Origin of the sequence: Bordetella genomosp. 2, assembly GCF_002261345.1 — a bacterium.
Taxonomy (GTDB): domain Bacteria; phylum Pseudomonadota; class Gammaproteobacteria; order Burkholderiales; family Burkholderiaceae_B; genus Bordetella_A.
The window spans coordinates 1,302,950-1,316,643 of record NZ_NEVT01000003.1 but is presented as its reverse complement, the minus strand read 5'-3'; the positions used below and the strand labels follow the sequence as shown (position 1 = coordinate 1,316,643).

The 13,694-nt window shown below is 65.6% G+C and carries 19 protein-coding genes; 3 read left to right on the top strand and 16 right to left on the bottom strand.

What is annotated here, in order from left to right; all coding sequences use genetic code 11:
* The 9 genes from CAL24_RS08335 to CAL24_RS08295 all read right to left on the bottom strand — a co-directional run bounded on the left by CAL24_RS08335 (nucleotide 1) and on the right by CAL24_RS08295 (nucleotide 7,950).
* Nucleotides 1-960 carry a DUF2184 domain-containing protein gene (locus CAL24_RS08335; protein ID WP_094806367.1) on the bottom strand — a complete coding sequence of 320 codons (960 nt, stop codon included), beginning with the start codon at nucleotides 958-960 and terminating at the stop codon, nucleotides 1-3.
* Between the two features lie 67 nt (nucleotides 961-1,027).
* Entirely contained in the window at nucleotides 1,028-1,480 is a 453-nt protein-coding gene (locus CAL24_RS08330) for a structural cement protein Gp24 (RefSeq protein WP_094806366.1), read from the bottom strand.
* A 9-nt stretch (nucleotides 1,481-1,489) separates the two neighbouring features.
* A complete protein-coding gene (locus tag CAL24_RS08325) occupies nucleotides 1,490-2,572 on the bottom strand; it encodes a DUF2213 domain-containing protein (RefSeq protein WP_094806365.1) in 1,083 nt (360 codons plus the stop codon).
* 10 nt (nucleotides 2,573-2,582) lie between these two features.
* Nucleotides 2,583-3,425, bottom strand: coding sequence for a phage head morphogenesis protein (locus CAL24_RS08320; RefSeq protein WP_094806364.1), 843 nt, complete (start codon nucleotides 3,423-3,425; stop codon nucleotides 2,583-2,585).
* Nucleotides 3,358-4,641, bottom strand: coding sequence for a phage portal protein (locus tag CAL24_RS08315; RefSeq protein ID WP_094806363.1), 1,284 nt, complete (start codon nucleotides 4,639-4,641; stop codon nucleotides 3,358-3,360). The genes CAL24_RS08320 and CAL24_RS08315 overlap by 68 nt, the downstream gene beginning before the upstream one ends.
* 2 nt (nucleotides 4,642-4,643) lie before the next feature.
* Nucleotides 4,644-6,035 (bottom strand): phage terminase large subunit, encoded by a 1,392-nt coding sequence (gene terL, locus CAL24_RS08310; protein ID WP_094806362.1) that lies wholly within the window; start codon nucleotides 6,033-6,035, stop codon nucleotides 4,644-4,646.
* A 1-nt stretch (nucleotide 6,036) separates the two neighbouring features.
* Nucleotides 6,037-6,510 carry a DUF2280 domain-containing protein gene (locus tag CAL24_RS08305; RefSeq protein ID WP_094806361.1) on the bottom strand — a complete coding sequence of 158 codons (474 nt, stop codon included), beginning with the start codon at nucleotides 6,508-6,510 and terminating at the stop codon, nucleotides 6,037-6,039.
* Nucleotides 6,511-6,540: 30 nt separating this feature from the next.
* A complete protein-coding gene (locus tag CAL24_RS08300) occupies nucleotides 6,541-7,149 on the bottom strand; it encodes a putative metallopeptidase (protein ID WP_094806360.1) in 609 nt (202 codons plus the stop codon).
* Nucleotides 7,150-7,158: 9 nt separating this feature from the next.
* Nucleotides 7,159-7,950 carry a DNA adenine methylase gene (locus CAL24_RS08295; RefSeq protein ID WP_094806359.1) on the bottom strand — a complete coding sequence of 264 codons (792 nt, stop codon included), beginning with the start codon at nucleotides 7,948-7,950 and terminating at the stop codon, nucleotides 7,159-7,161.
* A 158-nt stretch (nucleotides 7,951-8,108) separates the two neighbouring features.
* On the opposite strand from CAL24_RS08295, the gene CAL24_RS08290 reads away from it, so the two are divergent.
* On the top strand, nucleotides 8,109-8,762 hold the full coding sequence (locus tag CAL24_RS08290) for a hypothetical protein (RefSeq protein WP_094806358.1): 654 nt from the start codon (nucleotides 8,109-8,111) through the stop codon (nucleotides 8,760-8,762).
* Between the two features lie 36 nt (nucleotides 8,763-8,798).
* Here the strand turns inward: CAL24_RS08290 and CAL24_RS08285 are convergent, their stop codons facing one another.
* Genes CAL24_RS08285 through CAL24_RS08265 form a run of 6 tightly spaced genes read right to left on the bottom strand, consistent with a single transcriptional unit; the run spans nucleotide 8,799 to nucleotide 11,882 of the window.
* Entirely contained in the window at nucleotides 8,799-9,446 is a 648-nt protein-coding gene (locus tag CAL24_RS08285) for a hypothetical protein (RefSeq protein ID WP_094806357.1), read from the bottom strand.
* The gene (locus tag CAL24_RS08280) at nucleotides 9,439-9,894 is read right to left on the bottom strand and encodes a RusA family crossover junction endodeoxyribonuclease (protein ID WP_249278494.1); all 456 of its coding nucleotides are present in this window, start codon (nucleotides 9,892-9,894) and stop codon (nucleotides 9,439-9,441) included. Before CAL24_RS08280 ends, CAL24_RS08285 begins: the two co-directional genes overlap by 8 nt.
* On the bottom strand, nucleotides 9,879-10,115 hold the full coding sequence (locus CAL24_RS08275) for a hypothetical protein (RefSeq protein ID WP_094806355.1): 237 nt from the start codon (nucleotides 10,113-10,115) through the stop codon (nucleotides 9,879-9,881). The genes CAL24_RS08280 and CAL24_RS08275 overlap by 16 nt, the downstream gene beginning before the upstream one ends.
* On the bottom strand, nucleotides 10,112-10,270 hold the full coding sequence (locus tag CAL24_RS24135; protein WP_155808144.1) for a hypothetical protein: 159 nt from the start codon (nucleotides 10,268-10,270) through the stop codon (nucleotides 10,112-10,114). Before CAL24_RS24135 ends, CAL24_RS08275 begins: the two co-directional genes overlap by 4 nt.
* Nucleotides 10,267-11,352: a DUF1376 domain-containing protein gene (locus CAL24_RS08270; RefSeq protein WP_094806354.1), complete on the bottom strand. Its 1,086-nt coding sequence runs from the start codon at nucleotides 11,350-11,352 to the stop codon at nucleotides 10,267-10,269. The genes CAL24_RS24135 and CAL24_RS08270 overlap by 4 nt, the downstream gene beginning before the upstream one ends.
* Nucleotides 11,349-11,882, bottom strand: coding sequence for an XF1762 family protein (locus tag CAL24_RS08265; RefSeq protein WP_249278493.1), 534 nt, complete (start codon nucleotides 11,880-11,882; stop codon nucleotides 11,349-11,351). Before CAL24_RS08265 ends, CAL24_RS08270 begins: the two co-directional genes overlap by 4 nt.
* On the opposite strand from CAL24_RS08265, the gene CAL24_RS08260 reads away from it, so the two are divergent.
* On the top strand, nucleotides 11,881-12,522 hold the full coding sequence (locus tag CAL24_RS08260) for a DUF4145 domain-containing protein (RefSeq protein WP_094806352.1): 642 nt from the start codon (nucleotides 11,881-11,883) through the stop codon (nucleotides 12,520-12,522). The two genes, CAL24_RS08265 and CAL24_RS08260, sit on opposite strands and share 2 nt — an antisense overlap.
* 29 nt (nucleotides 12,523-12,551) lie before the next feature.
* Here the strand turns inward: CAL24_RS08260 and CAL24_RS08255 are convergent, their stop codons facing one another.
* Nucleotides 12,552-12,902: a hypothetical protein gene (locus CAL24_RS08255; protein WP_094806530.1), complete on the bottom strand. Its 351-nt coding sequence runs from the start codon at nucleotides 12,900-12,902 to the stop codon at nucleotides 12,552-12,554.
* Between the two features lie 59 nt (nucleotides 12,903-12,961).
* Here CAL24_RS08255 and CAL24_RS08250 point away from each other — a divergent pair, with 59 nt between their 5' ends.
* On the top strand, nucleotides 12,962-13,636 hold the full coding sequence (locus CAL24_RS08250) for a hypothetical protein (RefSeq protein ID WP_094806351.1): 675 nt from the start codon (nucleotides 12,962-12,964) through the stop codon (nucleotides 13,634-13,636).
* Nucleotides 13,637-13,694 lie beyond the last annotated feature (58 nt).

Sequence of the window (13,694 nt, the reverse complement as noted above, 5' to 3'; positions counted from 1 at the left end):
TCAGATGCCCTCCGCTTTGGTCAGCGCCAGCGGGTAATACACCGCGACGCCACCGGTACGCGCCAAGCACGGCACGACCAGCTCCAGGTTGCGCGCCTGCGCCGCGAGCTGGTTGAACGGCATGGGGTTCTCCATGCTCAGGTTCTCCTCGCTGCGCTCGTACATGATCGCCATCGAGACGCCGCCGGTGCCAGCATCGGCCAGTTCGGGCACGTCCTCGATGCGCAGGCCCGGGTGCTGCTTGAGGAAGAACTCGCCTACGGTCAGACCACCCGAGTCCGACAGACGCTTCGAGAACAACGCCGCGTACTGCGTGCTCGGGATCGTCAGCACATTGGGGGTGTGCACGCCCTTCGACTGCAGCCGCACGGCGTTGTACAGCGCGTTCAGGTCCGACAGGATCTGGTCCGCCGTGGTGGCCGGATTCGCCCAGTCGCCATTGAGCCCCGTGGTGATGCCGATGTTCGGGTGATTGGTCAGCCCGTACAACTTGTGAGCGGCGTCGCCCACCATGGCGATCTGGTTCTGCTTGACCTCGATGGCGCGGCGCGCCGCTGCGGCCCGGCGGGTGGGCAGGGACGTGCGCATGGCCATGCTGGCGCGCAGCTCGCCCACGTTGTAACCGTAGGAGTCGCCGATATCCTTGATCCGGGCGGTGACTTCCTGGCCGTAGACGTCCACGCGCGGCAGGTCGTCGGCGTAGTTGGCGATGATCTTGGCGATCCCGACCTGGTCATACACCTTGTAGGTGTAGGTTTCGGCCCATTCCGGCACTTCGCTGGACTGGGGCACCAGCTGCAGGCCCTTCATCGGGGGCAGCTTCTTGTCGTAGGTGCGCGACTTCACGTAGTCGAGCTCGCGGGCGGCATAGATGCCCTCGTCTTCGCGCAGGCCGCCCATGGTCGGGGCAAAGGCCTGAACGCCGGCCAGGTCGGCCTGGTCATAATGCATGTGTTCCATCTTTCCCTCGCGGAAATGAAAAAGGCCCGCTCGAGGCGGGCCCTATGGGGTGGGTTCGGAGACGCGATTAAGGCGCCGCGGGCGGCACGCTGAACGGGTTGTGCAGCTCCACGCGGGCGATCTGCTGGCCGTTCGGGCCGGTCACGATGCCGCTGCGGAAGACCGCGTTGTTCAGGGTGTTGGCGCCGCCGTCCGACACCGTGCCGTCGGCGGCGAACTTCACCGGGCCGTCCTCGGTCACGGTGCCGGCGGCGGTGACACGCGCCCAGACGAGACCGCGCGTCATCGTCGACACGCTGTCGCCCTCGACGTAGCGGTAGCGGTCGTAGGGCAGCGTGGCGGTGTGCAGCGACACACCGCGCACCTTGGTGCCGGGCCCGGCCACCAGCAGGCCGCTGGCATTGGTGCCGCACACCACGCCCACGGCGAGGTCGCCGGCGGCCGGGAAGGATTCGACGCGGTCGTCGCCCGAATCCACCTTCATGCCGGCGAAGGCCGGCAGCATGTAGTCCTCGTACATGTCAGCTCCTTATTCCTTGTTCCGGGCGGCGATCATCGCGGCGCGCGCCTGGGCGGCGGACTTGGGCTGGTTGCCGCCGTCCTGGTTCATCTGGGTGGTCGGTTGGCCGGGCTGGCCGCTGACCGTCTGGCGCTGGGACGCCGCGGCGTCCTGACGGCCGGCGCTGTCAGCCACGGCCAGGTCGAAGGCCGCCTCGACGTAGCCGTCCGACTTGCCGGTCAGGTCGAAGCCGTCGCCCCGGATGGCCTTGATCACGCCTTCGCGCAGCGCGCGGTCGGTCGTGTCGGCCTTGAATTCCACCTTGTGGGCGGTGGCGGCGGCTTCCAGCTTCACGCGGGCCAGCGCGGCCGCGTGGGCGTCCTCGCGGGCCTTCTTGATGTCGGCCTCGGCCTTGTCGGCGCGCGCCTTCTCGGTGTCGGCACGGGCCGCCTCGACGTCGACCTTCTGCCGCAGCTCGGCTGCGTCGGCGCGCAGGCGCTCCAGTTCGTTCGCCACTTCCGGGGCCGCGTCGTACGACAGGCCGGAATCGAGGCGGATCTTGACCATGCTCATGTCATTGTCCTCTTCGGTTTTCGTTACGGCGTCCGCCGCGTCCAGGTTGAGCCGCGCGTTGCCCGCGCGGCCGCGTTTGACCACCGCCAGGTGGTTGTATCGGATGCGTCGCTGGACGGCGTCGTACCGCTCGCCGTCGGGCGACACGCCCGGGGTTTCATCGAGCTCGAGCTCGTAGCCGAGCGACAGCTCCTTTTTCCCGCCCTCGTCGATCGGGCTGGCGTCGTAGATCACGACATCGCCGACCATGTCGCGGTCGCCGTCCTGCCGGCCCTCGGACAGCACGGTGCCGATCATGTGCTGCTTGACGTTGCGCGCGCTGACCTTGCCCGGGTGGGTGTCGGTGACCGGCACGCCCTTCAGGCTGGCCAGCGAATCGGCGTTGAACACCTCGTCGGGCGGCCGGTACTCGCGGCGCTCGCGGCCCTGGCCGTCCAGATAGACGAAGACGCCGGTGCGGGTCAGCACCGGCGTGTCCTTGATGTAGCCCTCGTCGGTGCGCGTGGCCTTGAATGCCACGCGGTCGAATCGCATAACCATGGGGATTTCCTCAGTGGACGACCAGGGCGTCCAGGTCTTCAAACAGCGGCAGCACTGCCTCGGCCCAGCACCGGCAGCGGATAGGCTGGCCGGGGTGGCCATCTTCGGGCGGCTTGTCCCAGCGGAACACCTCGCCCTCGCGCGCCACGTGTTCCTCGCGCTCGCGCTCGTCCAGAACGCCGCGCCACCGGTACTCCTCGACACCGATGTTCTGCTGTCGGTACTCGGTCAACTGGCCATTCAGCTTGCCGACCTGGTCGCGGGCGATCAGCTCGGCTCGGTTGCGCGGCATCTTGTAGGTCTGCCGCACCAGGGCCGTCAGCTCTCGCAGGCTGGTCCCCTTCTGGACGGCCGCCACCACCTTGCCGTGCAGGCCTTCCAGGTACTGCGCCGGGATCGACTTGATCAGCTTGATGTTCTCGGCCTCCCAGATGGTGGCCAGCTGGCCCAGCCTGGGCTCTGCCTTGAAGATGTCGACGCCGTAGGCCTGCCGGATCGTGCGGTGGAACTGCTCGGCGTTGAACCGCTCGACGCGGCGCGCCACCAGCGCCACCAGACTGCCGACCGCCTCGTCATCGACCGATGCCGCGCTCAGCGCCGCCAGGAAGGCCTGGCGCAGCGTCTCGTACCAGCCCTCGGTCTCCGGGATGCTGTTCAGGTCGTCGCCACGCTGCGCGGCGCCCAGCGCCGGCAGGACATGTGCGGTTACGGCCTCGGTCGTCCGGCGCGCAATCTGGTCCAGGGCGGCAGCATAATCTGCCTCCTGCCCGGCCGGATAGCGCCACTTACGCGGTCTGCGCGGCGTACTGCGTGGCCGCGGTGCGCCCGCCGGATTCATCAGGTTTGAGGCCATACTGCCCGCGCTCCTTCATGTAGGCCCGCGCCTCGTCCTCGCTAAGGCCGTTGTCCACGGCCAGCGACAAGGCCTCCATCTCGGCCTTTTCCGCCTTGGCATTCGTCTCGCGTACGTCCGCCTCTTCCTTTGGCGTCGGACTTTTCAGCGACGGCCAGGAGATCGACCAGGCCTCGGGCGGATTGGCGAACGACTCCTGCGCCAGGATCAGCGACACGACGCGCTCGAGCGCCGGCGTTCCCTTGCTGCGCTGCAGGGCCTCGACCAGGTCGTAGTAGCCGTCGAAATCGGCCTCGCCGGTAGCGTTCTGCCCGGCCGGCGACCGGCCGAACAGGATCGTGACCGGCATGCCGCACTCGGCCGACACCCCCACCTGGAACTCGTTCACCAGGTCGCGCACGCCCGACACGTTGGCGTCGTGGATGACGTACTCGTCCTCGCTGTCAATCGCCACGGTGTTCAGCAGTCCGCGCACGGCGTCGACCAGGTCGATGCGTTTTTGCACAGCGGCTTCCTGATTCGCCTGGATCGCCTCGGCCAGGCCCTTCATGCCGTAGACGCCCTGCTGCTTGCGTTCCAGCACCTTCAGGGCCAGCGCCAAGGCTTCCTGGTACCGGCAGATGGCGCGGTAGGTGCGCTCGACAGCGGTCCGCCCGGCCCAGGGCACGCCAGTCACGGCGGCAAGCCGACGCGGCAGCGGGTCGCCCGGAATCGGGATCAGCCGGGATTCGTGCACGTAGAAGACGGCCGTGCCGTCATCGGGCGCCAGGCTTCGGACCCGGTAGACCTCCGGCTGCCCGTAGTTCGCCTTGTACGGGTCGCGGTACCGGCGCTCCGAAGCATCGATGTCCGTCAGGTCGAAGACTCGGAACTCGTGGATCTGGCGCAGGCGCGCCGGGTTCAGCGGCGCATCCAGCCGGGCGCTGTCGTCGGTGATCGGCATGATCGCCGCGCCGCCGGTCAGGCGAGCCCAGCGCATGCCATCGGCCAGCGCCGGCAACACCTTCAGGCGGTCCAGCTCGGCCGCGATTCGGCCATCGTCGCCCTTGATGGTGACGCCGCGCGCCACGGCGTCGTCGGCCGGCGCGTCCACCACCCGGCCGAAGATGCCGCCGCTGGCGTACAGCTGCAGCTCGGTCAGCGGCGCGGACTGGCCGACCTGCAGTCGGCGGTGTCCGATCAGCGCCGACTCGTAGCCGTCCGCGTGAAAACTCATATTCAACTCGCCAGCGCCTTGAAGCGCGATAGGTTGTCGCCCATGCTGTTGAAGGCCCGGGCCAGGGCGTCGACCTGGTCGTCGAAGGTCCCGTTGGGGAACATGGCCAATTCGTCGATCAGTGCCTGGTTCCAGGGCGCGCGCAGCATGCGCACGTTGCCCACGTTGACTTGGGAGGCAAACGGCGCGGCGCGGGTAGCCTTGTCGCCGGATTCCGGCGTGAAGACGAAGCGGCAGCCGCTGAGCTTCTTGCCCAGGTACGTCGCCTGCGCCTTGCCGGCCTGTCCAGGATCCTGCGGTATGGACTGCAGCACCTTCACCCAGTCGGCCCTGGCCGTGGTGACCAGCAACCGCTCGACATCGTCGGGGCTGCCGCGCTCGCGCTGGATGTCAGCGATCCAGAGGGCGCCATCCTCGGATCGGCCCAGCTTGGCACCCACCGTCCAGTCGCCCTTGCCCTTGGACGCGGCCAAGTCCCAGCCGCGATGCAGCTCCAGGCCGGCGGGCAGCGCGTCGACAATCTCGATGCGCCCGGGCTTGAATACGCCGCCGTCGCGCGGGCTGGGGCGCTGCATGTACTGGCCGGCGAACACGTAGGGGTTCGCCGCCTCCATGCGGTCCAGGTCCTCGGAGCTGTGCTTCTCCGGCCACAGGGGCGTGCCGTCCTCGTTGCGCACTGGGATGCACACATGCTCCCAGGCCTCGCCGTTGCCGCCTTCCAGCAGCCAGCCCGCCAGGTCGTTCTGGTGCAGGCGCTGCATGATGACGATGATCGGCGTATCGGGCGTGTTCGTCCGCGACTCCAGGGTGTTCTGGAACCACTCGATCACGCCCTCGCGGATCGTGTCGCTGTCGGCCTCGTCGGGCTTGTGCGGGTCGTCGATGACGATGGCGCCACCGAAACCCTCGCGCTGCTTGCCAGCCCCGAAACCGGTAATGGCGCCCTCGGATCCAGTGGCGTACATCACGCCGCCGCCCGTGGTCTTCCAGTCGTCCCGGGCCATCGAAGACGGGTGCAGGCGCGTGCCCGGGAAGATCTCCTGGTAGGCCGGGTGATCCAGGATGTCACGGGTTTGCAGCGAGTTCTTCGCCGCCAGCTTGGCCCCGTAGGACGTGTGGATGAACTCGGCATCTGGGAAATGCCCCAGCGCCCAGGAAATGAAGTTCTGGACGGCGATCTCGGTCTTGGAATACCGAGGGGGCATGTTGACGATCAGCCGCCGGCACTCGCCCCGGAAGACCCGCATCAGGGCATCGCAGAGGATCTTGTGCTGGCGCGCCCGCTTCCACGGGAAACGCCTGCGCTGGTAGAACATCCAGCGCGTGTAGAAGTACAGATCAGCGCGCGCCAGTTCAGCCGCGGCCAACCGTTCGGCCGCGGTGTACTCGCGCATGTCAGACCTCGTCTAGCAACTCGCGGGCGATCTCCCGGAATTCTTCTTTCGACAAGTTTGCGGTGGGAATTGGGCCGCCGTTGGGGCCGCCATGCTCGTGCTTGTGGCGATTGGTAAACGCCCCGCCCACCTCCTTCGCGGCCTGCTCGAGCAGCTGCGACACCATGGCCACGTTCCCCTGCCGCTCCGCCTTGGCCATGGCGCGCTGGAGCGTGCGCAGCCGGTACGCCTGGTCGGCAATCGGGATCTCGGCCACCTCGTCGCGGAACCGCTTGCGGGTGTCGTCGAAAAGGTCGCGCCACTTCTTGGCCAGGTCCTGGCCGGACACCTTGGTCGGGTCGTACTGGGCGACCTGCGCCCGGTGGACGTCCAGCCCGAACTCTTCCTTTACCGCCTCGGCGACCTGCGCCGGCGTGTCATAGCAGGCCAGGGCCTGCACGATGTAGCGCTTCTGCGCGTCGTTCAGCCTTGCCATAATGTGAAATCTGTAAAGGATCGGTATCGGTCAGGCGGCCTTCAGGCAGCAGCCGCAGGCCCGGGCGATGTTCAGGCGCGCCACTTCGGGCTTGCCCTTGACAGCGGCCACCAGGCGGGAAACTTCGGCCGAGGGGCCGTAGCGCCGGACGACGCCCACGAATTCCTCGACGTCATGGCCCTGGATGCCCAGTTTCGGGCGGCCGTCCCGATAGAAGGCCGGCGCCCCAAATTCGTCTTTCAACTGGCTGATGTGGTACAGCTCATGCTCGACCAGCGCGCAGAATTCCTCGTCGCTACAGGTGGCGCAGTAGTCGGCCGCCAGCGTGATCAGGAATGTCGGCACCCGGCCGAACCAATCCACCATCTGCTGCTCCTGACGGGCCTTTTGCCAGCCTCCGGCGCGGAACATCACCTGCTCGGCCTGGCCCACGACGGTGCGGCCAGCCTTGGCAAATGCCCCTGGCGCCCAAAGGAATGCCAGATCCGCATCCACCAGGTGGGCGTGATCTGGATTGTGAAGCGGCCCGCCCGGGGCCAGGATGGCCTGTTCGACCCAGGCCAGCAGCTCCGACGCCGGCGCGAAGCCGGCCAGCTGCTCGGACGGCGCGGGCCGGGTGAGCGCCGGTCGCTTCGCCATGATGTGGTCCTAGAACAGCCCGGCCGGCGCTGCGGCCGTGTCCCAGCTGAAGATCAGGATCTCGCCGCGCTCAACACCGCGGCCGCCGCCGACGGTGTGGCGCAGCTCCGTGGCCTCGATGTCGAAGCCGTCGAACGCCCGCCGGATGTCAGGGTGATCGTTCAGGCTGACGATCGCGCGGCCCTGCAGTTGCCGCATGCGCGCCGCCATGTCCTCGTACTGTTCGAAGCCGAAGCCCACGCCGTACCCCTCCGTCTCCCAATAGGGCGGATCCATGTAGAACAACGTGTGGGGCCGGTCGTACATTTCCAGGCATTTCTGCCAGGGGAGGTTCTCGATGTAGGCGCCGGCCAGGCGCAGGTGGGCCGCTGACAGGTTCTCCTCAAGGCGTAGCAGGTTGAGGCCTGGCGGCGCCGTCGTCGCAGTGCCAAACGTCTGCCCGTCCACCTTGCCGCCGAAGGCGTTTTGCTGGAGGTAGAAGAAGCGCGCCGCGCGCTGAATGTCCGTCAGCGTCTCCGGCCGGGTGATCTGCAGCCACTTGAACACATCGCGGCTGGTCAGCGCCCATTTGAACTGCCGGACGAACTCCTCGAGGTGGTGCTGCACCACTCGGTACAGGTTCACCAGCTCGCCGTTCACGTCGTTCAGCACCTCCACCTTGGCGGGCGTCGGGCGCATGAAAAAGAGCGCGGCGCCGCCCGCGAAGGGCTCAACGTAGCAATCATGGACGGGGAAAAAGGGAAAAATGCGATCGGCCAGGCGGCGTTTGCCGCCCAGCCAGGGAACGATTGGGGATGCCATCTATTCGTGAGAATGTGTTACCGTTGCCCCCGCCTGTACAGGTGGGACGGCCTCGGGTCGCTCACGGCCTTAACCCGTGGGTCGGCTGTCGGTCGCGCAGTTGCTGCTGCACGGCCGTCGCCGTCTTCTTTCATTCCAAGACTTCAAGGACCGCGTCAGTGGACTTCGATTGGAAGATCATGGTTGAAGGTGTGCGCACGGCGCTTGAAGGCACGCGTGAGATGTGGCGCGCCTTGCCCCCTGCCCAGCAGGAGAAAATTGGGAGGACGGTCGCTCTTGCCGCCGTCCTTCTAGCTCTGATCCTGCCCGCTGCCTTCATGGGTTGGTGGGCCCGCCGTTCTAAGAAGCGGCAATCAGACTTTACGGGCAATCTGATTGCTCATGTTCACGCCGCACAGGCTGTAGATCTGTGGTATCAGGAGTCCCGTCGGTATTTGGATGCGCACACTGCAGCACTTAAATCAATTTCAACGGGCGCGGGGCTCGGCCTGGCGGCTGCCGGAACCATCCTGGCCATCGCCGAAGCGCCAAGGATAATGATCTACGCTGCGGTGGGCCTGCACTTCCTTTCTTTTCTTGTGGGCCTGACAGCCCAGGCCATCTCTACGGACATCTACCGGGCACAAGCCAATGAATTTTCAAAACATGTGGCTGGAGCTGACCCTGAGGAAATCGTGGCGTTCGAACTAATCCGAACTGCCAATATTCCAAAGAACCGCACGGCAGCGATCGGATATTGTCTGGCCTTGATGTGGATGGCCGGGGGCTGGTTGTTCATTCTGGCTGCCGTGATGATAATGTCGACCCCATGAAAGCAAAACGCCCCGGTTTTTGGCCGGGGCGTTTCTTCAGGTCGCACTTGCTACGAGTATGGCTGAATTCTGCTGATCTTGTCCCACGTTGTCAAGGGGTGTCGGCCGCCGATCTTCGTCCAGATCGACCACGATACCCGCATCGCGCATGCAGACGTCTAGCCGCAGCAGCGCGGCGCGACGGGCGCCCTCCACCAGGACCCGATACGCCGAGGCCAGGCGCGAGACGTTGGATTTCGGCACGTCGAAGCGATCCGACAGGTCGCGCTGGCGCGGCCGGCCTCGCAGGATGTTCCCCACCAGCAGGTCGGTGAGCTCGCGCATGCGGCTGTCGGCCGGGGCCTCCGGGTTGAGCCATTCGGACACTTGGCGCGCACTGGCCGCCCCCTCCTCGCCTGTCCCGTACTGGGCCCGCAAAATGTGAAATCCGATGCCGTCGCCCAGCGTCCGCTGCAGCGCCTTGACGGTGAAGACCGCCTGGGCGTGCCAGTCGTGCGGCGTCAGGCCGGACAGCGCCTTGCGCTCGTAGGTTGCGTCGAAACGCTCCTGCAGGGCCTCGCAGACCAGCTGGGTCGGGTTCTTGGGCTCGATGGGTAGGGCCAGCATCAGGTAGGCCACGGCAATGGCGTGCTCGGGGCAGGAGAAAGTGCCCGGCTCACGGGTTGGAAGGGTCGTATCACGCATGGCGGCTCGCTCCGAGCAGATCCTGGGCTTGAAATTCGACGGCGGCGATCTTGACGGCCACGCCCGGTACGGCCGCGTAGCGCTTGCGGACAACCATGTCGACCACCTGGGTGTCGTCGTTCCAAACGACGCCATTGAGGCCGTCAAATATGGCCTTGACGACGTTGTCGGCGTCCGGCTTCTTGGTAGGCAGTTCGGTACCCGCCAGCGCGGCGGCCTGCTTGCGCTTGGACCAAGACGCCGGGATTGGCAGCTTGATCGTGAGCACGGCGCATACGGGCCCGCTCAGCAATGCGCGCCCAGCCATAGCCTGGTGGCCGGCCAGAGCGACCTTGCTTTCGTATGCAGCAGTTTCGTCCGGGGTAACCAATTTGATGTGGTTGCCGCGCCTGAGCGCGCGTGGCCGCCCTTTTCCAGCGGGAACCCCAGGAATCACGAATTCAAGCACATCAATCTCCTTTCCTCACGGCGCTCACGCAGCCATTCAACTCGTTTTTCAACCACCGGGCTCAGGGCCGCGGCGAAATCCGGACAGAACCGCCGGAATGTGGCGCTCTGGAACTTGCCGGGGCGATCGACGTCCAGCGCACACTTCCCGAAGCCCTGCTCTGCCATGCCGGCGTGCTTCTGCAGGCTGAACAGGCGGCAGCCGACGCACTGGACCGTCATTGCGCCCTCTCCTGTTGGGCTGCCGCGGCGAGCGCACGCTCGGCCATGGCCAGGACCGCCGGCGCGTACCGGCGGCCGCCCTTGCGGCTCTGCTCCGCCAGGATCCGGCGTGCCCAGCGGCGCGGGTCGCGCAGTGGCTGCTGCATCGTGTTCATACCCTCACCCCGTAGTCGGCAAGCAGGCGCGCGAAGTCGTCGGCAGTCGTGCCGGCGGTGGCATGCACCCGCAGCTTGAAATCCCGGTCGAGCTCGCCGGCCTGTTGCTGCAGCCCGAGCTCAGTGCCCTTGGCGACGATCCCGGACCATGTCGTGGCCCAGGCGAGCGGGTCGGCCTTGCTGGCCGCCGGCCGCTTGCTGTTGACGGCGCTTTGTGCCGCCGGCGGATGCAGGACCTTGGCCACGAAGATGTCCAGGAACCCTGGCGTGATCGGCCCGACGTCGCCCGAGTCTTCGCGGTCGGCAACGGCGAGCTCGTAGGCCTCGGCCAGCTGCAGGCCTGTGACGCCGGCGGCGAGCCACGCGGCGATACGCGGGTCGTTGCTCTGCGTGCCGCGCGGCTGCTTGCCGCGGCCCTTCTCCCGGCGTCGCAGCCAAGCGGCGACCTGCATGGCCCGTTTCTCGGGCGTCTCGTCGTCCAGCGGCGGCGGCGAGGGTTCGGCCTCGCACGCGGGCGCGCCCGCGAAAGACGCCGCCGCCGGTATATCTTTTTCTTTACTGGTTCCGGTTCCGGTTCCGGTAGCGTCACTCCCACCGGAATCCCTTGGTAGTCCCGCGTCTGTCCCGTGGGACAAATCAGGACTACCGGGGGACGTATCGGGACGGCTTTCGGCCTGTTGTCGCTGGGCAGCGGCCAGCTCGGCTTGCTTGCGGGCCCGGTATTCGGCCTTGCGGTTGCGCTCGCCGTCGCGGCGCTCGATCATCTCCAGCACGCGCTCGGTCATCGTGTCGTGGTACAGCCGGCCGTCGTCGGCCCGCCACCAGCCGCGCAGCAGTCGCGCCCTGGCGGCCTGGAACTGGTCCAGCGGCATGCCAATGCGGGCCGCGATCAGTTCGTCGTCATCCGGCAGGCTTCCGCACGGCGTCTGCTCCCAGGCCGTCATCCACAGCATGAGCAGCCACGGCCGGATCTCGGGCGCGGCCAGCGCCCAGGTATCGGACTGCCGGATGCGCTCGTGGTCGAGCTCGAAGCGCCAGCCCTTTGCGCGGGTGTCAGAGGAGTACGGGGCTGGCTTGGTCATGACGCCTTGGCCTCCCAAAGATGCTTCTGGCCGCGCAGCTCAGCCACGGTGTCGACGCGCGGCCGAGCTGGCGTGTTCCAATTGCCGCCGCCGCGCACGCCCAATAGGCGCCAGCCGGCACCGCGCAGGCTGGCGCCTCCCTCGTCGGGGAGCGTGTAGGTGATCAGGCGGCGATAACCCATGGACCGTGCCGCGCGCCACGCCGCTCCATACAGCAAGCTGCAGGCATTTCGCGTGCCATCGGTACACAGGCGCGTGACTTCGGCGGTCAGGCCGTCATCGTGGCCACGCGCCACGGGCCGGCCGACAATTGCGACACCTACCAGGCGCCCGTCAGCGGATGCGCCGATGGCGAACTTGCAGCCCCTCACTGGCCGGTGATGGCGGTGCTGCTGGGCGACGAATGCGTTGGCTATTCGCAAAGAAACAGGGATTACCCTCAACCGCTGCCACCCGTCCGTCAAGCTATGATTCACGCCGAACGCCCAATCGTGATCAAAGCGAGCCCGATCTTTCTCAGGAGTAAGCATGGCCCTCACCCTGATGCTGAATTGCCCTCACTGCCATACCCAGAATGCGGCCTTCACGCTGGCTGCCCAACGGCAGAAAACCCGTGAAATTTGGTATACCCTTTACACCTGCAATACATGTTTGGAGGCGGTGGTTGCTACCCTGAATACCCGAGGAGGCGATCCCGGTGCCGTGGACGGATCGCTGCGCATTGACCGACACTTCCATGGCTGGGCAATTCTCAGTCTGCATCCCGAACCACAAGAAACTGATGCACCCCGCCACTGCCCTGAAGCAGTACAAAAAGCGTTTGTACAGGCAGATGAAGCACTGAAGCGTAAGCATTGGGATTCGGCCGTCGCGATGGACAGGCGTGCATTGGAACTCTCTACGAAAACCATCGCGCCTGATCTTGCGAAGCTGACCCTCTACAAGCGCATCGAAGAACTGGCGAAAAATCACAAAATTACCCCGGACCTTCAAGCGTGGGCGCATGGCCTCCGTGTCGTTGGCAACGACGCACTTCACGAAATTGACGGAGTGGACGAGATGGAAGCAAATCAAGCACATGAATTGACTCGCTACATGCTGATCTACCTCTTTACGTTGCCAACTGAGGTGGCATCCGCAAAAGGTGCCGATGCAGCCGCTGAACAGTGAATTGGGAATACCCGGCGCAGGTCCGAATTTCATGCTGCCTCCCGCTCGACACCCAGCAGCTCAGCGACCACTTCGCCAGTCTCTACGAAATACCAGTCTGAATCGGTCAGGTTGTTGATGAGCATGCGTTCGAAGTCGGCCGGCGACATGCTGGCCATAATCCGCCGCATTTTTTTGGACGGGCCACGCCAGTCCGGTGAGACGCCCGCCAGTCGGGCGGCGGCGAGATTGTGGTGGCCGTCCAGCAGCACGCGATAGGGTTTGCCGCGCAGTTGCGTTTCAAGCGTGGACACGACGAACACCCGGAACGTGTGGACCTTACGCTCGACCACCTGCGGGTCGAGGTAGCGCTGGCTGCTGATGAGCGGAGCGCTATTCATGCTGACACCCCGTGACACCATGGACTACGATGGACGCTCAGGTCTGAGGAGACATGCCGATGAACAAAGCAATTCGAGAATGGTTCGATTGGCGCGGCTGGGTCGTCGTTGTCAGTGCGGCGGCTATTCTGGCGATGCTGCTGGCCATCCTGTGGCCAGCGTTTCGTGCGTTCGTGGCACATCCCGCCACAGCCGGTTGGGCGGCGGCATTCGCAACTGCTTTTACCGCTGCCATCGCGCTGTATCTCGCGGGCCAACAAACGAGAACGCGTAGGCGTGAGGCGGTGGAGCAGGCCGCACTTTATGCGGCCTATCTTGCGGTGAAACTGGACCGCTACACGTCGGCGCTGGACATTGCGGCGACGGGTACTCTCTTCGACGACGAGGTCAACCATACGCCCAAGTTTGATAGGTTCCGCGCCGAGCTGGAGCAAGCGCTTCCAACTATCTCCGTCGAGCATGCGGCTCACTTGGTTCCGATAGGAGAACGCACCGCGCATCAACTGGCGCGGGGCTTGTCGGAGGTCGAAGAGATCAGACGAGACACTGACACGCTGTCGCGCCGGCATAACTTGGCACCTGGCTATAAAGTGCCAAATCGCATTACGGAGCGCCTTGGTTTGAAGCTTTCCAGCGCTGTTGATTTGCTGAAGAAGGTCAATCTCGACTTGAACGCAGTGGCTCTCGACTACGCCCCCGCACCCGACCCGTCGGAAATCTTCGGTGACGATTGAAAACGGACTTAACCGCGTCGCATACAGACGTTTCCGTTTCCAAAGATTCGCAAAACTA

Bases quoted from the DNA above. Each gene is read 5' to 3' on its own strand.
- CAL24_RS08335 (WP_094806367.1), bottom strand. From the start codon at position 960: ATGGAACACATGCATTATGACCAGGCCGACCTGGCCGGCGTTCAGGCC.
- CAL24_RS08265 (WP_249278493.1), bottom strand. From the start codon at position 11,882: ATGCTTACTCCTGAGAAAGATCGGGCTCGCTTTGATCACGATTGGGCG.
- CAL24_RS08300 (WP_094806360.1), bottom strand. From the start codon at position 7,149: ATGGCGAAGCGACCGGCGCTCACCCGGCCCGCGCCGTCCGAGCAGCTG.
- CAL24_RS08260 (WP_094806352.1), top strand. From the start codon at position 11,881: ATGGCCCTCACCCTGATGCTGAATTGCCCTCACTGCCATACCCAGAAT.
- CAL24_RS08330 (WP_094806366.1), bottom strand. From the start codon at position 1,480: ATGTACGAGGACTACATGCTGCCGGCCTTCGCCGGCATGAAGGTGGAT.
- CAL24_RS08255 (WP_094806530.1), bottom strand. From the start codon at position 12,902: ATGAATAGCGCTCCGCTCATCAGCAGCCAGCGCTACCTCGACCCGCAG.
- CAL24_RS08295 (WP_094806359.1), bottom strand. From the start codon at position 7,950: ATGGCATCCCCAATCGTTCCCTGGCTGGGCGGCAAACGCCGCCTGGCC.
- CAL24_RS08325 (WP_094806365.1), bottom strand. From the start codon at position 2,572: ATGGTTATGCGATTCGACCGCGTGGCATTCAAGGCCACGCGCACCGAC.
- CAL24_RS08320 (WP_094806364.1), bottom strand. From the start codon at position 3,425: ATGGCCTCAAACCTGATGAATCCGGCGGGCGCACCGCGGCCACGCAGT.
- CAL24_RS08315 (WP_094806363.1), bottom strand. From the start codon at position 4,641: ATGAGTTTTCACGCGGACGGCTACGAGTCGGCGCTGATCGGACACCGC.
- CAL24_RS08285 (WP_094806357.1), bottom strand. From the start codon at position 9,446: ATGCGTGATACGACCCTTCCAACCCGTGAGCCGGGCACTTTCTCCTGC.
- CAL24_RS08270 (WP_094806354.1), bottom strand. From the start codon at position 11,352: ATGACCAAGCCAGCCCCGTACTCCTCTGACACCCGCGCAAAGGGCTGG.
- CAL24_RS24135 (WP_155808144.1), bottom strand. From the start codon at position 10,270: ATGAACACGATGCAGCAGCCACTGCGCGACCCGCGCCGCTGGGCACGC.
- CAL24_RS08250 (WP_094806351.1), top strand. From the start codon at position 12,962: ATGAACAAAGCAATTCGAGAATGGTTCGATTGGCGCGGCTGGGTCGTC.
- CAL24_RS08305 (WP_094806361.1), bottom strand. From the start codon at position 6,510: ATGGCAAGGCTGAACGACGCGCAGAAGCGCTACATCGTGCAGGCCCTG.
- terL (WP_094806362.1), bottom strand. From the start codon at position 6,035: ATGCGCGAGTACACCGCGGCCGAACGGTTGGCCGCGGCTGAACTGGCG.
- CAL24_RS08275 (WP_094806355.1), bottom strand. From the start codon at position 10,115: ATGACGGTCCAGTGCGTCGGCTGCCGCCTGTTCAGCCTGCAGAAGCAC.